17 protein-coding genes and 1 pseudogene are annotated in these 19,876 nt (G+C 51.4%); 7 read left to right on the forward strand and 11 right to left on the reverse strand.

Annotated features, from left to right (window positions below; all coding sequences use genetic code 11):
• The first annotated feature begins 137 nt into the window (after positions 1–137).
• Complete coding sequence (locus ABIE48_RS06120) at positions 138–356, forward strand: YqzE family protein (protein ID WP_192715065.1); 219 nt, start codon at positions 138–140, stop codon at positions 354–356.
• A 98-nt stretch (positions 357–454) separates the two neighbouring features.
• Here the strand turns inward: ABIE48_RS06120 and ABIE48_RS06125 are convergent, their stop codons facing one another.
• From ABIE48_RS06125 to ABIE48_RS06135, 3 genes are all read right to left on the reverse strand, one after another.
• Positions 455–1,441 (reverse strand): hypothetical protein, encoded by a 987-nt coding sequence (locus tag ABIE48_RS06125; RefSeq protein WP_192715064.1) that lies wholly within the window; start codon positions 1,439–1,441, stop codon positions 455–457.
• A 141-nt stretch (positions 1,442–1,582) separates the two neighbouring features.
• Positions 1,583–2,524 (reverse strand): YqhG family protein, encoded by a 942-nt coding sequence (locus tag ABIE48_RS06130; RefSeq protein WP_192715063.1) that lies wholly within the window; start codon positions 2,522–2,524, stop codon positions 1,583–1,585.
• Positions 2,524–4,269, reverse strand: coding sequence for a DEAD/DEAH box helicase (locus ABIE48_RS06135; RefSeq protein WP_483312647.1), 1,746 nt, complete (start codon positions 4,267–4,269; stop codon positions 2,524–2,526). The genes ABIE48_RS06130 and ABIE48_RS06135 overlap by 1 nt, the downstream gene beginning before the upstream one ends.
• A gap of 451 nt (positions 4,270–4,720) precedes the next feature.
• Between ABIE48_RS06135 and ABIE48_RS06140 the strand changes: the two genes are divergently transcribed.
• Entirely contained in the window at positions 4,721–7,321 is a 2,601-nt protein-coding gene (locus ABIE48_RS06140) for an adenosylcobalamin-dependent ribonucleoside-diphosphate reductase (protein WP_192715061.1), read from the forward strand.
• A 177-nt stretch (positions 7,322–7,498) separates the two neighbouring features.
• Here the strand turns inward: ABIE48_RS06140 and ABIE48_RS06145 are convergent, their stop codons facing one another.
• Entirely contained in the window at positions 7,499–7,903 is a 405-nt protein-coding gene (locus ABIE48_RS06145) for a hypothetical protein (RefSeq protein ID WP_260869388.1), read from the reverse strand.
• 465 nt (positions 7,904–8,368) lie between these two features.
• On the opposite strand from ABIE48_RS06145, the gene ABIE48_RS06150 reads away from it, so the two are divergent.
• On the forward strand, positions 8,369–9,979 hold the full coding sequence (locus tag ABIE48_RS06150) for a GMC family oxidoreductase (RefSeq protein WP_145024862.1): 1,611 nt from the start codon (positions 8,369–8,371) through the stop codon (positions 9,977–9,979).
• 109 nt (positions 9,980–10,088) lie between these two features.
• Here the strand turns inward: ABIE48_RS06150 and ABIE48_RS06155 are convergent.
• Together ABIE48_RS06155 and ABIE48_RS06160 are read right to left on the reverse strand one after the other, a co-directional pair.
• A pseudogene (locus ABIE48_RS06155) lies at positions 10,089–10,509 on the reverse strand (DUF1259 domain-containing protein).
• A gap of 54 nt (positions 10,510–10,563) precedes the next feature.
• Positions 10,564–10,983 (reverse strand): DUF1259 domain-containing protein, encoded by a 420-nt coding sequence (locus ABIE48_RS06160; RefSeq protein ID WP_105444003.1) that lies wholly within the window; start codon positions 10,981–10,983, stop codon positions 10,564–10,566.
• A 481-nt stretch (positions 10,984–11,464) separates the two neighbouring features.
• Here ABIE48_RS06160 and ABIE48_RS06165 point away from each other — a divergent pair, with 481 nt between their 5' ends.
• The 3 genes from ABIE48_RS06165 (at position 11,465) to ABIE48_RS06175 (ending at position 13,761) form a co-directional block, all read left to right on the forward strand.
• On the forward strand, positions 11,465–12,496 hold the full coding sequence (locus tag ABIE48_RS06165; RefSeq protein WP_145024858.1) for a Cfr family 23S rRNA (adenine(2503)-C(8))-methyltransferase: 1,032 nt from the start codon (positions 11,465–11,467) through the stop codon (positions 12,494–12,496).
• 113 nt (positions 12,497–12,609) lie between these two features.
• On the forward strand, positions 12,610–13,185 hold the full coding sequence (locus tag ABIE48_RS06170; RefSeq protein WP_145024856.1) for a hypothetical protein: 576 nt from the start codon (positions 12,610–12,612) through the stop codon (positions 13,183–13,185).
• A 210-nt stretch (positions 13,186–13,395) separates the two neighbouring features.
• A complete protein-coding gene (locus ABIE48_RS06175; RefSeq protein WP_105444000.1) occupies positions 13,396–13,761 on the forward strand; it encodes a YmaF family protein in 366 nt (121 codons plus the stop codon).
• A gap of 75 nt (positions 13,762–13,836) precedes the next feature.
• Here the strand turns inward: ABIE48_RS06175 and ABIE48_RS06180 are convergent, their stop codons facing one another.
• Genes ABIE48_RS06180 through ABIE48_RS06200 form a run of 5 tightly spaced genes read right to left on the reverse strand, consistent with a single transcriptional unit; the run spans position 13,837 to position 18,443 of the window.
• On the reverse strand, positions 13,837–14,763 hold the full coding sequence (locus ABIE48_RS06180; protein ID WP_163877909.1) for an AraC family transcriptional regulator: 927 nt from the start codon (positions 14,761–14,763) through the stop codon (positions 13,837–13,839).
• A 28-nt stretch (positions 14,764–14,791) separates the two neighbouring features.
• A complete protein-coding gene (locus tag ABIE48_RS06185) occupies positions 14,792–15,481 on the reverse strand; it encodes a PIG-L deacetylase family protein (protein WP_192715060.1) in 690 nt (229 codons plus the stop codon).
• Between the two features lie 34 nt (positions 15,482–15,515).
• Positions 15,516–16,361 carry a carbohydrate ABC transporter permease gene (locus tag ABIE48_RS06190; protein WP_192715059.1) on the reverse strand — a complete coding sequence of 282 codons (846 nt, stop codon included), beginning with the start codon at positions 16,359–16,361 and terminating at the stop codon, positions 15,516–15,518.
• A gap of 15 nt (positions 16,362–16,376) precedes the next feature.
• On the reverse strand, positions 16,377–17,291 hold the full coding sequence (locus ABIE48_RS06195; protein WP_192715058.1) for a carbohydrate ABC transporter permease: 915 nt from the start codon (positions 17,289–17,291) through the stop codon (positions 16,377–16,379).
• A 30-nt stretch (positions 17,292–17,321) separates the two neighbouring features.
• Positions 17,322–18,443, reverse strand: a complete 1,122-nt coding sequence (locus ABIE48_RS06200) for an ABC transporter substrate-binding protein (protein ID WP_260869387.1) — start codon at positions 18,441–18,443, stop codon at positions 17,322–17,324.
• Positions 18,444–18,956: 513 nt separating this feature from the next.
• On the opposite strand from ABIE48_RS06200, the gene ABIE48_RS06205 reads away from it, so the two are divergent.
• Positions 18,957–19,871, forward strand: coding sequence for an AraC family transcriptional regulator (locus ABIE48_RS06205; RefSeq protein WP_192715057.1), 915 nt, complete (start codon positions 18,957–18,959; stop codon positions 19,869–19,871).
• The last annotated feature ends 5 nt before the right edge of the window (positions 19,872–19,876 follow it).

Raw genomic sequence — 19,876 nt, forward strand, 5'->3', positions numbered from 1 at the left:
AAAATTGATGTCGAAGTTAGAATGTGCAATAAACGGTAAAAAATGCACCGTCAGCATTCCTCCGTTTAGATTACAGTATCTCTGTGCAAACTAAGAGCATAGCAGAGTTGTAATTTGGCATTATGGGGGGAATGGAAATGGCCAGTGGAGATGAACTTGTAAAATACATTACAGAGCGCGTCGTCAGCTACATGGAAACACCCAAGGAAGAACGAAGGAAGCAAAAATATAAAGAGCCGTGGACGGTCAAATGGTTCGGCATGATCCCGTTCGGATTGTCCCAATGGGGTGGGCGGACGGCTGACAAACGCCATCCCAAGCGGCGAAAAATCAAGATGCGGAATCTTCAAGACTGAACGAAAATCAAAGAAGCGGACCTCGTGTGGATAGGAGGTCCGCTTCTTTTTGGGAATGAAACGCGATAAGGGCAGGAACAGCTAATTATGCAGCGGATCTAGGGGCGTGCATGAAATTCTCCGGCAGCCATCAGCATGGAGACAGGGAGGTACCGGGTTCCGGCACGTCCTGTGGCCGCGTAGCTAACCGCAGGAGCGCTTGCGGCTGGAGACCATGTCTGAATCCCGCTTACCGCAAAGGGCGCCCCATAGGACGCGTTACGGCCGGGAGCGATGAAGATCAGGCTGCCGCCGGATGCGACTGCTTTCAGCAGATCGTCTCCGCGGCGGATGTTCAGCCGGGGGGAGGTCATCCAGAGCAGGTCGTCATAAGGATCGTTGCCATCTATCTTCGCAGCAGGTGACGACGCCTCGAGCCGGAGACCGTTCTGATTGGTAACGACCGCCGTCTTAGAAACGGAGGCGGTGCTGGCGGAAACGGCATTTGCCGGCAGAAGCTCCAAAGTTAGCGCATTAATGTACATTGCCGGCTTGCCGGGCAGGGTCACTTTCCAAACCGGCAGCATTGCCGAATATTGAGCTTGGATTTGAACGTTTGCGGGGAGGCCGGGGTGATCGGGAATAAGGCCATTCTCAGCCAGCCGGTCATGGAGCGCATCGCTGCTGTAAGGGATGGCTGGACCGCTGCCGTACTCGCTGAGCATATATCCGCCTTCCTCCCTGGCGGTGAATATTAAATATCCCAGCTGCTTGCTATCCTTTGAAACGATCGCAAGCCAGCTGTGAGTGCCGGGCCCTAGCGGGTAATAGTCGATGGCGGCGCCGTCCCACTGCTGAAACTCGGACTGCGCGGACAGCTCGCGGACGACGGAGCCGGCAAAGCTCTCCAGCGGCGCGGGCACCACCTGCATGTCCGATCCTGATGCGATCCGAAGCAAGGCAGCCCGCGCGGGGCTTGCCGCCTTGGCGGCAGCGATGCCGGCCGCTGCGGCCGATTGCGGGACCGCAGGACCCCAGGCCGGCCAGACGCAGCTGACGGCACAGGTCAACGCCGTCACTTTTAAAGCGAGAGATACCATCCTCACCACATTCACCCTCCTCGATTTCAGAGCTTTATTGACATCATTGTATCGGACAAGCCGTAAAAAGGCTGTTGCAAGGTGTCGGGCTTTGGGGCGCGGGCACGGGTCTTTTTTTGCCTTCTTTTAGCGAGGGAGGTCAAATGCTCATGGACGGATGGATCTTAAGTGAAACAGACCGCAGGTTATGGCGGACAGGTTCACCTTGGGTTCATACTGCCATGTCATTTCGCTGCGCCGGTTGTCGTATTGCTCCCGGATGGCCGTAAGCTTCTCCTCCTCGGTTTCCTTGAGAAGGTCTTCGTAATACATGTCGATCACCGCAAGCTCATCCCTAAGGCGCTCCCTGGCGGATTCCGCCCAGCTGTAATCCTCGCCTGCCAGCAGATCCTTCATATGCTTCTCCAGCAGATTGGCTGCGCCAGCGAGCGAGAGGCTTCCCGGCTGGATATGGATATTTTCGGGCAGCCGGGGCCCGAGCTGAAGCGTCTCCAGACGCCGGGCAAACTGTTGGTCGATCTGCCCCGTCACCAGCGAGATGCCAATGAAGTGGAGCGCTTCTTTCTTCACGTCGCAGGTCATCTCGACCTTGAAGCAGACGCCCAGCCACGGCTCGTAGGGGGCGGAGAACAGCGTCTCCCGCTGCAAAGGGCCCGGCTGCTCGAACAGGTACACGCAGGAGCCCTCCTGCCGGGCTACGGACCAAATTTGCTGCAGCCGGCTGCTGCCGTATGTGACGTCTTCGCGGGGAATCCGCCCCGGGCCGATCCGCGGCCCTGCCGGATTCACCCCGAAATACCTCGACAGAATGCTGTCCTGCGGCTGAGGCTGCGCTGAAGCCGGCGGGGTTTTGGCCGCCTGTTCGTTATATTGGTCCGGGTCAAAGACGAAGGTGTAGGAGAGTGTCTCCGGCTCCGCCCCAGTCCGTTCAATAAAGCCCCAGTAGTAGGGGCGGTTGGTCAGCTGTTTGTCCGCCTGCGGTGACAGTTTGACGGTCACGTGATAAGGAGACTTCTCGATAATGGTGCATTCGGTCGTCTCCAGATAAGTTAGCACTTGCTTCTGAACTTCCTGCGGGGACAGGCTCATCAAGCTTCCTCCTCAATGACGGTTTCCGCATCTTCGTATTCGATCTCGCGCTTGATCTGGTCAAGCGACTGTCCGAGCGAGCTGACCTTGCTGCGGATTTCCTCATCCGACTCGGACTCGAGGAACAGCTTGTACAGGCTTTTCTCGAACGATTCCTTTTTCTCGAAACGCTCCAGAATGACATCCAGGCCGCCGATGACCGTCTCGAACATATTGATTTTTTCGTGCAACAGGTTCAGGATATGCTCCTCGATCGTTCCAGTGGTGGACAGGTTGTAGATCTTCACGTCGTTCTGCTGCCCGAGCCGGTGGACGCGGCCGATCCGCTGCTCGACCCGCATCGGGTTCCACGGCAGGTCAAAATTGATCATATGGTGGCAGAACTGCAGGTTGATGCCCTCGCCGCCGGCTTCGGTGGCGATCATGACCTGGGCCCGGCCGCGGAACAGGTCCATCATCCAGTCCTTTTTACCCCGGTTCATTCCGCCGCGGTACGGTACACAGGACAAGCCGTGCTTTTGAAAATACTGCAGCAGGTATTCCTGGGTGGCCCGGTATTCCGTAAACACGATGACCTTTTCGTTCATGTCCTTGATCAGCTCGATCGTCTTTTCGGCCTTCGTGTTCGCTTTGATGTTCCGGATTGCGTTCACCAGCTCCCACACTACGGCGGTGAGCGGGGAGTCGTCCGGAATCTTCTTGGACAGGTTCACGAGGGTCAGGAACACCGCGTCCCGGCTGCTGCACACCTCGCGCTGCAGCGTGACCAGGGACAGCATGCTGCTGAGGTTGCCCCCGGACGCTTTGTACTGGTTCTTGACGAAGGAGGTCACACCGTCATACAGCGCCTGCTCCTCAGGAGAGAGCTGCAGGCTGACGTTGCGTACGGTCCGCTTGGTGAACTGCACCGGGCCTTCGCCGCGCCGGTTGCGGATCATCACCTTGGCCAGCTCGTCCCGGAGCTGGTCCTCGTTCTTCGCCTGCCGTTTGCCGACGACGAAGTTGGCCGCAAAATCCCCCTGCCGTCCGAGCTGGCCGGGCTTCAGCAGCGTAATGAGGTTGAAGAGCTCGCTCATATCGTTTTGAACCGGCGTCGCGGTCAGCAGCAGGCAGTACTTTTTCCGCAGCTTCTGGATAAATTGATAGTTCGTCGTTTTTTTGTTCTTCAGCTTGTGCGCCTCGTCGATAATGAGCATGTCGTATTCCTGCTCCATCAGCATGTCCTTGTGGGGCTCGCGCTTAGCAGTATCCATGGAGGCGACGACGACGTCGGAATGCCAGGAATAAGCCTTTTTCTGCGCGACCGCCGGGATGCCGAATTTGCTGTTCAGCTCGCGTACCCACTGAAGCACCAGGGAGGCGGGTACCAGAATCAGCACTTTGGATACCAGCCCGCGCACCATGTATTCTTTTAAAATGAGTCCTGCTTCGATCGTCTTGCCCAGTCCGACCTCATCGGCCAGAATAGCTCTGCCGGACATCTCAAACAGCACCCTCCGCGCCGTGTCGATCTGATGGGGAAGGGGGGACAGGCCCTGCAAATGCTTCACACACTGCAGCTCGTCAAAGCTCGTCACAAGCCGCGCCTCTTCGCCTTGAACGGCCAGCTGAAACAGCCGGAAGTCACCCCAGGGGCCGCCTTTATCCAGGCGGGATTCGAGGTTATCCAGCCAGCTGCGGTCAATATTCAGGGGAACGGGAAGGTCCCCGGCCTGCGCCCCGCTACCGAGATGAGAAGTTTTCAAGCCTTGTACCTCCTTCATAGGTTCGTAATCTCGCGTAACAGTAGTATGCACGTAAACCGGTGAGTTCATAACCTCCGTATGGATGAAGGCATCCGCTGATTTTCACAATTTTTTTCAAAGGAACCGAAGCAAAAAAGTGAGATTGGCGGAGAAAAGCAAAGGTTGTCCCAGAGTGAAGAGCTTTCATGGTCTAAATTTCAGGATTAAGGCGTGGAGTAACAATATGTGGTATAGTATAATCATCAATGCACACAATATATGGTACATGACGAGCGGATTTGCGTTTTAAATGGGGATATTTCGTTTATTGAATGGAAGGAACTCGGCTACATACAGGCCTTTCCCGGAAGTGAACCGGCACTTTTAGCGCAGTCGGCAGACCGACACCATCCGCTGATCGAACCGGAGCCGATTCGTTCGGCAGAACCAGTCATGGGAGGAGAATGTAACAGTGAATCAAGTTCAAAGCAAACAGAAGCTTGAGGGGTTAAGCGAAAAAATCTTTTTGGACCGGTATGCATGGAAGGACCCGGACCCGAATCACGCCAAAGTTGGAGACGTCGTACTTGTACTGACCAAGGACGATCCGAAGTTTCCGACAAAGGAAGTCGGCGAGATCGTATCGCGTGAGGGGAAACGGGCGACGGTAAAAACACGCCGCGGCGAGCTGGTGGAGACGGACGTCGAGAAGCTGACGCTGAATATCGAGAAGACGCCGGAGGAAATGTGGGACCGGCTGGCCGGAGCCATGGCATCGGCGGAGCCGATGCCGGAGCTGCAGGCCGAGTGGAAAGAGAAGTTCCGCTACATTCTGGAAGACTGGAAGCTCGTTCCGGGCGGGCGGATCGCCGCCGGAGCGGGTGCCAGTGACGAGCTGACGCTGTTTAACTGTTACGTCATTCCTTCGCCGAAGGACAGCCGCGGCGGTATCATGGCGACGCTGTCCGAGATGACCGAAATTATGGCGCGGGGCGGCGGGGTCGGCATCAATCTGTCCTCGCTCCGTCCGCGCAGAGCCGTGGTCAAGGGCGTGAACGGATCCTCGAGCGGTGCGGTATCCTGGGGCGGACTGTTCAGCTACACGACCGGCCTGATCGAACAGGGCGGCAGTCGGCGCGGCGCGCTGATGCTCATGATCAACGACTGGCACCCGGACGTGCTCGATTTTATTACGGTCAAGCAGACGATGGGACAAGTGACGAACGCCAACCTTTCCGTCTGTGTCAGCAATGATTTCATGAAGGCAGTCAAGGAGGACCTGGACTGGGAGCTGGTATTCCCGGATACGACAGATCCGGATTACGACGAGCTGTGGGACGGCGACCTTGAGAAATGGAAGCAGGGCGGCCATGCCGTCATTCCGTACCGGACGGTGAAAGCGAGCGAAATCTGGCATACGATTATCGAATCGGCGTGGAAATCGGCCGAGCCGGGCGTCGTCTTTATGGAATACTACAACCAGATGTCCAACAGCTGGTACTTCAACCCGATCATCTGCACGAATCCGTGCGGCGAGCAGGGGCTCCCGGCATGGGGCGTCTGCAACCTGTCCGCGATGAACCTCTCCAAGTTCTACGATGAAGAGAAGCATGATGTGGATTGGGACGAACTGGCGACGGTGACGCGCTACTCCGTGCGTTTCCTGGATAACGTTATCGACACGACGCCGTACCATTTTGAAGAAAACGAGAAAAACCAGAAGAAGGAGCGCCGGATCGGCCTCGGTTCGATGGGTCTTGCGGAGCTGATGATCAAGCTGAACATCCGGTACGGCAGTCCGGAATCGCTTGAGTTCCTCGACAAGCTGTACGGGTTTATCGCCCGCGAAGCGTACCTGGCATCGGCCGACATTGCGGAAGAGAAAGGCTCGTTCCTGGCGTTTGACGCGGATCCGTATTTGCAGAGCGGATTTATGAAAAATATGACCGAGGCGTTCCCGGAAGTCGGCACGGCCATCCGTGAGAAGGGCATGCGCAACGTGACCGTCATCACCCAGGCGCCGACCGGCAGCACGGGAACGATGGTCGGCACGTCTACAGGCATCGAGCCGTACTTCGCGTTTAAATACTTCCGCCAGAGCAGACTCGGCTTCGACGAACAGTTCGTGCCGATCGCCCAGGACTGGCTGGACGCCCATCCGGGCGAAGAACTGCCGGATTACTTCGTGACGGCGATGGATCTGACGGCGGAAGACCATATCCGCGCTCAGGCCGCCATTCAGCGCTGGGTGGACAGTTCCATCTCGAAGACCGCGAACTGCCCGGCCGACTTCACGGTCGAAGAAACGAAGCGGCTGTATGAGCTGGCGTTCGACCTTGGCTGCAAGGGCGTGACGATCTACCGTGACGGCAGCCGCGACGTGCAGGTGCTGCAAACGGAGAAGAAGGAAGACAAAAGCGAAGCGAAGGCCGCTCCGGCTGAGGAAACAGCTGCCCCCGAGGCTGCCGCAGAGCAGGCGGGTGCCCAGGTAGCCGCTGCCGTGGCAAGCAGCCAGAGCTCCGTAGTGGATAAGCAGTACAAGCGCCGGCCGCAGGTGCTGCGCGGCGCAACCTATAAAATCAATACGCCGTTCGGCATGGCGTACATTACGATCAACGACCTCGACGGCATTCCGAGCGAGATCTTCCTGAACGTCGGCAAGGCAGGCTCCGATGTGTTCGCCATGGCGGAAGCGCTGGGCCGCGTCTGCTCCTTGTTCCTCCGCTACGGCGACCATGGCCACAAAGTAGAGCTGCTGATCAAGCACCTGAAGGGCATCGGCGGGTCCGGCGCGATCGGCTTTGGCGTCAACCGCGTGGAATCGATCGCCGACGCGGTCGCCAAGGCGCTGGAAGCGCATGTGCAGAGCGGCATCGACGATGATCACCCAGAGCCTGCTCCTGTGGCGGCTACGCTGGCACCGGAGACGGCGGACCATGGCGGCACACACTCGCACAGCCATGATGCGCCGAAGGCGTCGGTGGACCTGTGTCCGTCCTGCGGGGCTGCGGCGCTGATCAACATCGAGGGCTGCAAGACTTGCGGCAACTGCGGGTATAGCAAGTGCTCGTAAGAGTGGATGTGTTGATAGGGAAAGAGAAGAAAAAGAAAATAGAGAAAAAGAGAGATAGTTTGATAGATTCCTCTTGCTCGTGTATGAGCTGTAACTAAACACACATGTCCTTCGCCTGATCCTCAATGGATCTGGCTTTTTATATTAGTTGGGTTAGGGTAATATCCAGACGTTCATTTATCTCGAATCGCTCTGAACCGTAGATAAAGAAACGAGGACCCGGGCCCGCGAAATCGGAAGCCTCCTCGCCTTTGGGATTCCGAAGTCGAAACCTGAAGGCGTCGCCTGCTTCTGACTTCCACACGATATAATCGTGAATCCCTTCACCCCCGAGGATTGAAGATAGAGCTCGGCAAAGCCCAGCGGATGCTCGACAAGCTCTCCGCTATGATCGGATACTTCGCCGAACGAAGCCAACTCCTTTTTACCTGCAGCTGCAAGCTGAGCTAAATCGTAATTAGCAGGCAGCTTTTCGATATCGACATAGTACTCCGGGTGGCTGCTAAGTGACAGACGTCCTTTAGCTGCGTCAAAGGCAAACTTGTCAAATACGTATAAGGAAAAGCCTTCGCCTTGCTGCAAGTTGGCGGTGTGCGACGTGAAGCATCGCCGCCAGTTAATGAGGAAGTCACAGTTCCAGAAAGCAAGAATGAGCAGAAAACTGAAGCCACTCGTCCTCCGAGTGAGAGTTTTGATCTGATGACCGGTGAGGGGAACGCAGGGGTGGCGGAAGGTTCCGCTGTGCCTAGCATGCCGTAAGTGTCAGAGCCATGACGAGAATCGATATTTTCATGCGACCGGAGCTTGTTGGGTTCACGTTTGATCTACGCCTTTCTGTTTTTAGTTCATCATCAGATTCAAGATATCCAAGTAGTTAGCCTCTTGAAATACTGACGCTGCAACGTTATTTTTTGGTTCGTTACATCAATATGTTCGGATGCCTTTTTTAGTAAATAGAGGTTCGAGCTTTCCTATAATTCCGCTCAGGAACATGGTACAGGTCAATGTAATATCCTTACATTAGACCATATAACAAGGAGAGCTTAGATGAGCCGGAAATTAACCTTTGATTATATTATCGTAGGAACTGGTCCTGCTGGCGCTGTCATTGCCAAAACATTAAGTGATAATAAAGAAGTATCGGTTCTTGTCCTGGAGGCCGGTGGGAACAACGATAAAGACACCCCCATCAGGGACTCTACATTCGCACTGGAATTGGAAGAACAGTTCTTTCCCCAATATTTTTGGCAGGGGGAAGGGGTTCCGCAAGAGGAGCTGGATGAACGGGCATTTGAATGGACAACGGGACGCCTTTTAGGCGGAGGGTCATCGATTAACGGTGAGCAGTATGTACGTCCTACATCAGCCGTTTTCAGGGAATGGGAAAAGCTCTTAGGTCCGCTGTGGTCACCTAGACGGGCCATTCGCCGATTCAAGAAATTAGAGAAGTATAACGGAGAAACCGATGATCTAAACGCCCGTGGATTCAATGGACGGATCGATATCAGGCAGGCCCCGGAAAACCCCACATCTATGGCGGAAAAGCTCAGTACAGCTATTGAGAAGGCTACGGGCTATCCGGAGATCCTTGATTACAACGATCCTAAAACTCCCCTGGGTCCATTTACCCGCTGGCAGTTGTATCAAAATCCCAATGGCCGAAGGGAAAATTCCTCCACAGCCTTTCTCTCCCCGGACATCATGACGCCTTCCGGCCGCGGTGTAAACGGCAGGAAACTAAAAGTGTTCTTTAATTCAACGGCTCTGCGCGTGCTTTTTGACAAGAAACGCGCCACAGGAGTGGAATTCCTGAAAGAAGGAAGACGCATTCGTGCTTACGCCCAAAAAAAGGTCATTATATCTGCGGGCATCAATAGCGCTCAACTATTAATGCTGTCCGGAATTGGGCCGGCTGCTCTACTTAAAGAAGCTGGGATCCCAGTGGTTTTTAATAACCCGAACGTAGGGAAGAGATTGAGAAATCACACGCTTAACACTGCGGTGTTCACCACGAATCCGAACGATTCTGCCCTGCCTGCGAATGACCCGGATGCACTTTATACAGGGGGAGCCTTTTTGCCCGATCCGACGGGTGTAAACAGCAATCGCCGGGCGGTTCAACTGATTGGCATTGGTTCTGACAGCACGTTAACTTTAGCGGTTCTTTACTTGCGCCCCAAGAGCCGCGGCTCGATTAAGATACAAAACAAGGATCCGCTTAAAATCGTGCTTGCGGATGAAGGATTTCTCGCCAATCCGGATGACATGGAAGCCGTTAAAAATATTTTTAGAACCTATGTGAAAAATATAGCGGCAGAACTCGCATCCATCGATCCGTCGTACCAGCTTGTTTCACCGACACTGGATATAATTGAGGACGACGTCCAATTGGTGGAGTATATTAAACAGAATTTCGACCATAATCATCACCAGCAAAGCTCCCTTCGTATGGCTCCGTTAAAAAAGGGTGGGGTAGTGGATCGAACGGGCCATGTGCATGGGGTAGAGGATTTGATCGTTGCCGACGCTTCCATCATTCCATTTACGGTGGACGGTAATACATCCGCCGCTACTTTCCTTATTGGTTATACGATTGCCAGGCAATTGATCTCACCGGATAAAAAAAGAAGACAGCCCTCCGAGGGCGACGAAGAATAACAGCCCCATCATATGTATCAAGAACGCAAAAGTCCCCGAGTTTGAAAACCCGGGGACTTTTATTTGGGGGGCAGCCAGTATCATGAAGCGCTTTGCTCCTTGGTGTTCCTCAGCCCAAAAACTTAATGGATTCTTTGGTTTTTCTGGCAAATGCAATGGGATCATCGACCGACTCCCAGTGAACGTACATCAAGCGCGGATTCTCGAACAACCAGTGATTGTGGACGGCCGTTACTTTAATCCCGTTTTTGCGAAGATTGCTCAGCAAGCGGTTGACTTGACTTTGGAAGAGAGCGGTTTCGCCTAAACAGAGTGCCTTGCCTGAACTGTTCAGGGATTCGAAGGAGAAAAGTTGATAGCGGACCAAAGGAGAAGTGGTACGTCTTCCTAAAATCGAGGCTCTAATGACCCGATTTCTGGAGACAAAACAAACCGGACCTTTCGTAATTTCGTGCTCCGTTCCACCTAAAATAGCTGAGAATTCGTCACAAAGCTTGTTTGAAGCGAGGACTTACTTTAACTTGCGCCATCCGAAATCATCCTCCCGTGAAATGATATAAATACAACCTGCCCGTTTAACCGTGTTAGCCCAGGAATTTAATGGATTCTTTTGTTTTTCTGGCAAATGCAACCGGATTGTCAATAGACTCCCAGTGCATATACATTAAGCGAGGCTGCTCTTTCAGCCAGTGGTTATGAACTGCGGTTACTTTAATCCCGCGTTTACGGAGGTTCGACATCAATCGATTCACCTGGTTTTGGTGAACGGCCGTTTCACCCAAACAAAGCGCGCGTCCCGACTTATCGAGAGACTCGAAGGAAAACATTTGCATTTGGACCAAAGGGGAGCGTGTTCTTTTTCCCAGAATGGTTTCTCTTAAATTCGTCATCCGCGTAACAAAACAAACCGGACCTGCTTCAATTTCCGATTCGCCCCCCAATATTTTTCCGAATTGGGTGCAAAGCTTTTTGAATTGCGGGCTAACCTTTACTTGTTCCGCCATCATAAGTCCTCCTTTAATCAAGTTCTATGTATCCTATGATCAAATAGGAAAGAGGTATGGACTGATAGCGTAGGGTACTAGCATAAAAAAATGAACGATCGATGCTGCATCATGAGCAGGCCGGTCCGTTATCTGAACCCGTATCGCTTTTTCTTCCAGAGCAGCATGACAAATGCTTGACGGGGAGAGGCATTTTGTGATAGTTTCATCCATATCAAATGAACGGGGAGGGATAAAGCGATGACGATTTCTGAGATTGTAGATGATCGGGTGAACCTGTCTTCGAGAGCAATGCTGGGCAAGGTTCACCAAATCACAAATCGGATACCGGAGCTTTATCCTTCTATGCATAAATATCGCAGGTGACTTGTTTTTAAGATAGTCGCTTGTTTGTGTATAGCTTGGTTAATGTATCGCAAGAAAGCACCGGTAAGCCGGTGCTTTTTTTGCGTTGTCTCCGTGTAAAAGGAGATCGTTAACGTTGAAGCACATCACTAAATATGAAAAAATCCGCCAGATCCTGTCTATCCTGAAACAACCGGATTATAGATACAAGCAAATAACAGAGGCTATTTTCAAGCAGAAAATCGGACATTTTGAAGAAATGACGAGCTTGCCAAAAGCCGTAAGAAACGAATTAATCAAGGAGATTGGCAACCCTGTGCTGAGTATTACGCCCAAAATCGTGCAGCAGTCCAAGCAAGTTAGCAAAATTCTTTTTGCCATCTCTGGCGACGAGCATATCGAATCCGTAAAGTTAAGTTATAAAGACGGGTGGGAATCCTATTGTATCTCATCCCAGTGCGGCTGCGGGTTTGGCTGTACCTTTTGCGCTACGGGAACGCTGGGGTTGAAGAGAAATCTCACAGCGGATGAAATCACGGACCAGCTTCTTTATTTCCACTTGAACGGCTACCCATTGGACAGCGTGTCCTTTATGGGGATGGGCGAAGCCCTTGCAAATCCGTATGTGTTTGATGCCTTACATGTGCTGACGGATCCTGAGCTTTTTGGCTTGGGGCATCGGAGAATTACGGTGTCTACCATAGGCATACTGCCTGGAGTAAAGAAATTAATGAAGGATTTTCCGCAGATGAATCTAACCTTTTCTCTTCACTCCCCATTTCCGGATCAGAGAAGCGAGCTCATGCCCATCAATCATCATTTTCCGCTGGAAGAAGTGATGAAGGTGCTTGATGAGCATATTCAAACGACGAAACGAAAGGTATACATTGCTTATATCCTTTTGAGGGGAATCAACGACTCGGCCAAACACGCTGAAGCGGTTGCTGATTTACTGCGGGGAAGAGGACCATGGGATCATTTATATCACGTCAATCTCATCCCTTACAATGCCACCACGGCCACCCCGCAAAGTTATAAAGAATCGGATCACAGCGGAATCAGCATGTTCCTTAAAATCTTAAAGACCAAAGGAGTCCATGTTACCGTCAGAACCCAGTTCGGTTCCGATATCAACGCAGCATGCGGTCAACTGTACGGATCACAGTAGCAAACATGGACGAATCTAAAAATTGAGCCGGGTTCCCTAATCTATTGATCCAGGCCATCTATGCTCCTTATTCATCTACTAGAATGACTTCAGTTAAAAGGAGATGACGATAGATGGCTTCTACCATTCGTGTCGTAGGTATTTTTACGAACGGTGCACGGTCGAGTACAACGGCCGAAGAACGCCAAGCCAGGTTTAATAACGATTTAACCCTCGCAAATGCAGCATGGGGAACCGGTTTTGCTCCGGGTGTAAGCTGCGGGCTTCGATTTGCTTCATTAAGAATATTCTATCATCCGGATGTCACGATCGATGCGAGTACCGTGTCTAACGTCAATGACCCAAGAGTAGCGAATCTTATTACTCAAGCGAGAAACACTCTTAATGATGCGACCGCCATATCAAGTGATCCAATCATTAATTCGGCTCAGTGCTCGGTTGCCAAGCAGAGTAAAGTGATCGCACAAAATGCCGCGAGTTCTTATCTGAGAAACAAGAAATTAGGGAGCGCCCGGAAGAAGAACAACCGGCCAATGGTGAAAAAGCTCAATAATACCCTGACTGCGATAATGAGAAGAATGAAACCGGATGTAAGCCGACGCAGACGCACCGCGAAAGCCATTTCAAAGGCAAGAAAGCCATGCTGTAGACCCGCCGCAAACCGTCGGCGGACTTTGAAGAAAAAATGAAGTGACTCAACCAAGTAACCGTTCCGTCTGTCCGGACTTTCTCCGATGTTCATTATGCGAAGGCACTCCAACCTGGAGTGCCTTCTTCACGTGGTGCTCGTTAAGACAAACCGAACCGAGAGTCGTGATATTCGCCTAGAACGTTTATGCATTTGCCCTAATAAGATGTTGTTAGCCTTAGCAATGTTAGAATGGAGGAGGAATTTACAGATGCCGAAAAAAAAGGCTGTAATCTCAACGAAAAAAACATCTTCCAAAAAGCCGCAGCGGCATGTACATGAATTTGAAGGCAGTACCCAACTGGCTGAAGAAGGCGAAGAACGTCATAACCATCGTTTTGCCGGGGTTACGGGTCAAGCCATTCCTGTAGGGAATAGCCATGTGCATGAAATTGATCTGACAAGAACCGATTTTTTTGATCATTTTCATAATCTGAAAAAAATTAGAACCGGACCAGCGATTTCAGTAGGGAATGGGAAACACGTCCACTTTGTTACCGGCCAAACGACATTAAATGATGGTCACGTCCACAAATTTAAATTCGCCACGCTAATTCAATCCCCGCTCGTTAATTGAAATCAGCATGGAAAAAAGCCGGAGTTTCCGGCTTTTTTTGATCCATAAATAGGATACAATGCATACGTGATCTGCTCAGTATTTCTCCAAGTGGTAATAGTTGCGCGGGGATTTGCGGTATTGCCCAGGGCTCATGTCGAACATTTTTTTAAAAGTCCATTGAAAATGGGTGACGTTGTTGAACCCGACCGAATGAGCGATATCCGTAATCCGCTGGTTCGTATACAGGAGCATTTCCTTGGCCCGCCAAATGCGTTTGAAGGTAATGAACTCCACGACGGAAAAGCCTGAGTTTTGCTTGAATACGCGGCTCAGATAGGATGAATTCACCCCGATAAAATCGGCGATACGGTCCAGAGTGATTTCTTCGGCATAGTACTGCGCGATGTATTCCATGGCTTTGGATACAACGGGTTTGAAATGAACATGCGACGCGTCCTCCATCTTAGAATATGGGGAATTGTCCTCATAACCTTCTTTGATCTCCAGTAAAATCCATTGCAGGAGTGACTTGATTTTTTGGCTTGAATAACGGTTTTGATGGTCGTAATGCTCTTGCAGCTGACTGAAGCCGAATTCGAGCTTCTTTTTTAAAGGTTCATTGACTCTAAGGCAATGGGAGAACCCCGGCTCGCGTTTTTCGAACAATGACAGCAGATTGACCTCGTCCTGCAGCGGATCGGTTTCGGCAAGCTGCCGGTTGAACATAAGTACTTTGGCTTCAAACGGTTCGTTGTTGATCAGCTGGCTTTTATGGAGCTCCTGATTGCCGATGACGAACAGGTCGCCTGGTTCAAACACATAGGTTTTGTTATCGATATAAAACTGCCCCCGTCCCGATAAGACATAGAACACCTCCAACTGCTCATGCCATTCAAAGGGCATCCGCCACTCTTCCTCGTTTAGATTCGTAAATATTTGAAATTCATCGAATCCCTGAAACGTTTTTAATGAATCGGGCAGACCATCCTTTGGGGAGATATTGTTCTTGTGCTTATCCATCTCTTCATCCTCCCCCGGTTTTATTGGTTTATATGAGATATGAGCTGCCATAGATTTTGCGAAAGGATTCGGTTTTCCGAAGCTCGCCATCTTTCGAAGCGGACTGGACATGTCTCAAATAATTCTCCTTGAACGTTTTGCCTCCGGAACCTTGACTGACATGCGAATCAGCGGCTTGAAGCTTGGCCTCCCATGTGTCAGTGACATCCACCGTATAATTAGGTTCATCCGACCAGAGGAGGTAGACCTCGCGCGGCTTCCACGGCTGAATGCCTTCTTCCAGATGCTTCGGATAATAACCGTAGCTGTCGGCCAAATAAGCGGCTTCGGCAGCGGCTAGGCCGAGTGTGCGATGGTCGGGATGGAATTCCCATTTTTTCCAGGCGTCCAGAGTGATCACCACATCGGGTTTTTCGTTCCGGATCAGGCGGAAGATGCGTTCCTTCAAGTCCGGCTGTTCGCTTAAGGTTCCGTCATCGAATCCGAGCTGGATCACTTGATTCACGCCCAGAATGCGGGCGGCATCCGCCATTTCCTTTTCGCGGGTCTGGGCTAATTGTTCCGGCTTCACTGACGTATCCTGCGTTCCCCGATTCCCGTTCGTCGCGATGGCGATGGTTACCGAATGGCCTTGTTCGGCCAGTTTGGCCAGCGTGCCGCCGCAGGATACTTCGTCATCGGGATGTGCCGTGATTACAAGTACGTTCCACTTTTCCATCTGAAACCCTCCAGTTCATTTAGGTTTTGAATCGTTATCCCTTTAACCCGCCTAGGGTAATTCCCTCGATAAACTGCTTTTGCAGCAGAAAAAAAATAAGGGTCATGGGCCATACGGCCAAGAGCATGCCTGCCATCAATACCGGATAATTTGTCGTAAACTGCCCCTGAAGGGAGGCAAGTCCGACGGCCAGCGTCATTTTGCCCATCGAATCGTTGACCACAAGCGGCCAGAGGAAGTCGTTCCACGACCATAGGGTGGAGATGATCGCCACGGAAATCAATCCCGGCTTTGCTAACGGGAGCATGATATTCCAGTAAATGCGGAAGGGATTGCACCCATCGATCCTGGCAGATTCCTCGAGTTCCGAAGGAAGCCCAAGAAAAAACTGACGCAGCAGAAAAGTGGAGTACGCGCTGAACATACCGGTTACGGTTATGGCTTTCAGGGAGTTCAGCCACCCCAAATCTTTCATTAATAAGTACTGGGGAATCAAAAAGACTTGGCCGGGCACCATCATAACCGATAAAACCAGCAAAAACAGCAGGGTTCTGCCGGGAAAATGAATCCTTGCAAAGGCGTAGGCGGCCAGGGAACTGATTAATAAACCGAACAGCACCTTGACGAGCGTCGTTACAACCGTATTCCAATAAAACGTCATAAAAGGAAGCAAGTCGGCTACCTTTTTGAAATTGTCCCAATGCAGCTTGCCCGGAAGAATCGTAATCGGGATCCGGGTAACTTCATCAGGAGCTTTTAAGGAAGTAAGGAGTGACCATAATACGGGGACAACCATAAGGAACGACCCGACCATGAGCACGATATGGATGATCATAGGCTGGAATCTTCGTTTCTGTTTTGCATGCGTGACTGTGGTCATCTTTGCGGCCCCTCCTTAATCATAATGCACCCATTTTTTCTGCAGTTTGAATTGGAGCGCCGTCACGATCAGGATAATGATAAATAATAGAACGGCAATTGAAGATGCATATCCCTTATCATTTTTAATAAAAGCTTGTTGATAGAACAAGTAGACAACCGTATTGACATGATCGATGGCTACTGTGCCGACCATCATATAAATGAGATCGAATACCTGCATGGCTCCGATGAGCGAAGTAACTGATACGAAAAACAAGGTCGGCGTAATCAGAGGGAGCGTTATCCGGAAAAATCGGGACACTCGGCCTGCTCCTTCGATGGAAGCCGCTTCATAAAGCATAGGGGAAATTCCCTTAATTCCCGATATGATAATGATGGCTTGAAGACCAACCGCTCCCCATACAGCTACGCCTACGACGGAGATGAGAACGGTTCGGGAATCCGTCAGCCAGCTAACGCCGTGAATCGAAAGCAGCTTCAGGCCGGCGTTCAGCAGCCCGTAATCGCCATTTAATATCCATTTCCAAGACATGGCGATGGCAGCCGGCATCAACACGGACGGCAGGAAAAAAATAGTCCTATACACCGATATGCCGCGCACTTTGCTGCTCAGCAGAACACCCGCCAAGGTGGACAGAATGACAATCGCAGGCACATAGATGATCACGTATTGAAGCGTGTGCAGAAGGGAATGGTATACGGCCGTATCACGGATCAGCCTGATGTAATTGCTCAGACCTGTCCAATGATAATTGCCAAAATCGCTCCATTCCGTGAAGGATAAATAAATGGTCCGCAGTACCGGCCATATGAACAACGCGCTCATGCCGAACAGAAGGGGAAATACCATGGCGTATCCCCACCCATATTCCCTTCTCTTCAGCTTTGAACGCTTGGCGTTGATAGAGGATGGTTGTTTTGCATTCATCACATGAGTTTCCCTCCGATGCAATGACGTTTATGGATTGGATGCGATGGCTTCGTTCACGGCCTTGGCATACGCTTTGGCGGCTTCCTCAGGAGTGGATTCACCTGTATAAGCACTTTTCAGGTACTCTTCTTCCAAACCGTCGAGCTTGGCATTTTGCGGTCCGCGCGGTAATGCTTTTGCAGCGTTAGCCATATCCAGCAAGTTCTGCAGGTGGAACTGGGGTACCGATTTGAGCCACAATTCCTGTCCGCCATGAAATGCAGGCAGTGCGGTTCCGTCTTCCCCTTGGATATCGGCAGATTCTTTGGAACCCAGGAAATCAAGGAATTCGATGACTTCTTTAGGATGCTTCGTATTAGCTGCACCTACATTAGCCAGCCCATGAATGACGCTTGTTCTCAACTTATCTTTAGGTAGAAGAGCAACATCGACATTGTTCTTGGCATACTCATTGGTGGCAAAATCTTTGACATTCCAAGATCCATCTATCAGCATGGCTACTTTTCCGGATTTAAACAAATCTTTGGGCGACGTATCCGTCATTTGGGCAAGCGTTGGAGAAACCTTATACTTGTGAATCAGATCGGTCTGAAGCTGGAGGCCGCGAATGCTCTCCGGAGAATCGTACAAGGATTTCTTTCCGTCATCCGTATAGAATCCACCCCCGGCCTCAAGTATAGTATTGTAATATCCTGTTTGTCCCTGGAACTGAGCGGGAAGCCCCCATATGCCATTGGCCGGATCAGTTAATTTCTGCGCGGCCTCGACAGCCTTGTTCCAATCCCATGTTTCATCCGGATAAGGGATGCCTGCTTGATCAAATAAACTTTTGTTGTACCATAAACCGATAGCGTCCATGTCTTTGGGTACCCCGTAATGTTTGCCATCGTATGTATAGATGTCGACGAGGCCCTGAGGATAATTTCCGAAATCGAGGCTTGTGTCTTTCGCGTAGTCATCCAGATTCAGCAGTTGATTGTTGGATGCATACTTCGGCAAACTTGCTCCGTTAATCCAAAATACATCGGGGAGGTTGCCTCCGGTAGCTGCCGTTTCCAATTTGGTCCAGTATTCATTCCATGGGGTTAACTTGATCTCAACATGGATATCCGGATGCTGTTCCTCGAATTTCGCGATAATTTTCTCCATGGCCGGCTGTTGGACTTGATCCCACAGTCCGTATGTCAGCGTGACATTGCCGGAGGCGGACTCTGATTCGTTGGACGAATCGCTGGCTGAATTTCCGGCTCCGCACCCGGAAAGAAGAAGTGTGAGCATAACCGTAAAAATGAGGATGGATGCATAAATTTTGTTCATATCCGTTTGTCACTCCCCTATGAATTAAATAGAATAAATCCGTGTAAACCACTAGGATTTAATGATATTTAATATCTTAGGATAATCTATCGTGATTTTCAAATGATTCCTTGCGTGAAACATTAGATATTTTTACCTTTTGCTAATTTATTTTTTTGAAGAATATAGCATTGGAAATTGAGGGAAGCCTCTTCAATTGGTTGTTAAGAGTGCTTGATTTTAAAAGAATAAGACCAAGACTGCCAGTACGGCGGTCTTTTTCTATATGCGCATGAACGGTGTAGGATTATAGTTATAACTAAGCCCTATCATATAAAAGATCATGCTTGAATAGGAGGGAAACGCATGGCATCCGGTACGGAGACAGGCACATACGGCTTTCGTTTCACGGCGCCTTCGCACTTGGCGCTGTGCGAATTGTTTGCGGTCGGGCGGGACGAGATCAGGCACCCGTCGTACCGATGGGACGGGGAGGAGCGGAAAGACGGTCCGCTGCTGCTGTTCCAGTATACACTGGAGGGTGAGGGCATGTTCGAGTCGGGGACGGAGACGTACCGGATCGATCAGGGACGGGCGATCATGACCGAGATCCCGGGTGATCACCGCTACTATTTTCCGGCGGACGGGTCGCACTGGTCCTTCGTGTTTATTTTGATACGCCCATCGCTTATCCTGCCGAATTGGGAGGAAGCAAAGCTGCGGTTGGGAGAGGCGCCCTACTTGCCGCCCACAAGCCGGCCTGTCCGCGCGCTGCTGGAGATTTGGGATCAGGCGGGCCACGGCCGGATTACCGACCCTTACACGGCCTCTTCCTGTGTATACTCTTTCATTTCGGAGCTGTGCCGGTATGCGGTAGCGCCGCATGACGAGCGACGGAACTGGCCGGAGAAAGTGCGCCAGGCCGCCGAGTATATGGATGCGAATTACCGCTCGATGATCAGCCTGGACCAGCTGTCGGACCGGCTCGGGTGGTCCAAATACCATTTGCTGCGCACGTTTGCGGCCGCGGTCGGCCAGACGCCGAGCGAATATTTAAACCGGGTCCGCATTGAACAAGCGATGCGGCTGCTCCGGCAGACGGATATGAGCGTTGAACAGATCGCGGAGCAGGTCGGATATTCCGGCGGCAGTTACCTGATCAAGGTGTTCCGCAAGATGACCGGGCTGACACCCGGGGGCTTCCGCTCCGAAGAGGGGCAGCTGACGTTCAGCCGGATGTTTTTTGAAGATTATAACGTCGACAGACGTTTTTCTGATTAGGCGGC

Origin of the sequence: Paenibacillus sp. OAE614, from assembly GCF_040546645.1 — a bacterium.
Taxonomy (GTDB): Bacteria; Bacillota; Bacilli; order Paenibacillales; family Paenibacillaceae; genus Paenibacillus_AQ; species Paenibacillus_AQ favisporus.

Bases quoted from the DNA above. Each gene is read 5' to 3' on its own strand.
- ABIE48_RS06120 (WP_192715065.1), top strand. From the start codon at position 138: ATGGCCAGTGGAGATGAACTTGTAAAATACATTACAGAGCGCGTCGTC.
- ABIE48_RS06130 (WP_192715063.1), bottom strand. From the start codon at position 2,524: ATGAGCCTGTCCCCGCAGGAAGTTCAGAAGCAAGTGCTAACTTATCTG.
- ABIE48_RS06150 (WP_145024862.1), top strand. From the start codon at position 8,369: ATGAGCCGGAAATTAACCTTTGATTATATTATCGTAGGAACTGGTCCT.
- ABIE48_RS06160 (WP_105444003.1), bottom strand. From the start codon at position 10,983: ATGGCGGAACAAGTAAAGGTTAGCCCGCAATTCAAAAAGCTTTGCACC.
- ABIE48_RS06170 (WP_145024856.1), top strand. From the start codon at position 12,610: ATGGCTTCTACCATTCGTGTCGTAGGTATTTTTACGAACGGTGCACGG.
- ABIE48_RS06175 (WP_105444000.1), top strand. From the start codon at position 13,396: ATGCCGAAAAAAAAGGCTGTAATCTCAACGAAAAAAACATCTTCCAAA.
- ABIE48_RS06180 (WP_163877909.1), bottom strand. From the start codon at position 14,763: ATGGATAAGCACAAGAACAATATCTCCCCAAAGGATGGTCTGCCCGAT.
- ABIE48_RS06185 (WP_192715060.1), bottom strand. From the start codon at position 15,481: ATGGAAAAGTGGAACGTACTTGTAATCACGGCACATCCCGATGACGAA.
- ABIE48_RS06190 (WP_192715059.1), bottom strand. From the start codon at position 16,361: ATGACCACAGTCACGCATGCAAAACAGAAACGAAGATTCCAGCCTATG.
- ABIE48_RS06195 (WP_192715058.1), bottom strand. From the start codon at position 17,291: ATGAATGCAAAACAACCATCCTCTATCAACGCCAAGCGTTCAAAGCTG.
- ABIE48_RS06200 (WP_260869387.1), bottom strand. From the start codon at position 18,443: ATGGAGAAAATTATCGCGAAATTCGAGGAACAGCATCCGGATATCCAT.
- ABIE48_RS06205 (WP_192715057.1), top strand. From the start codon at position 18,957: ATGGCATCCGGTACGGAGACAGGCACATACGGCTTTCGTTTCACGGCG.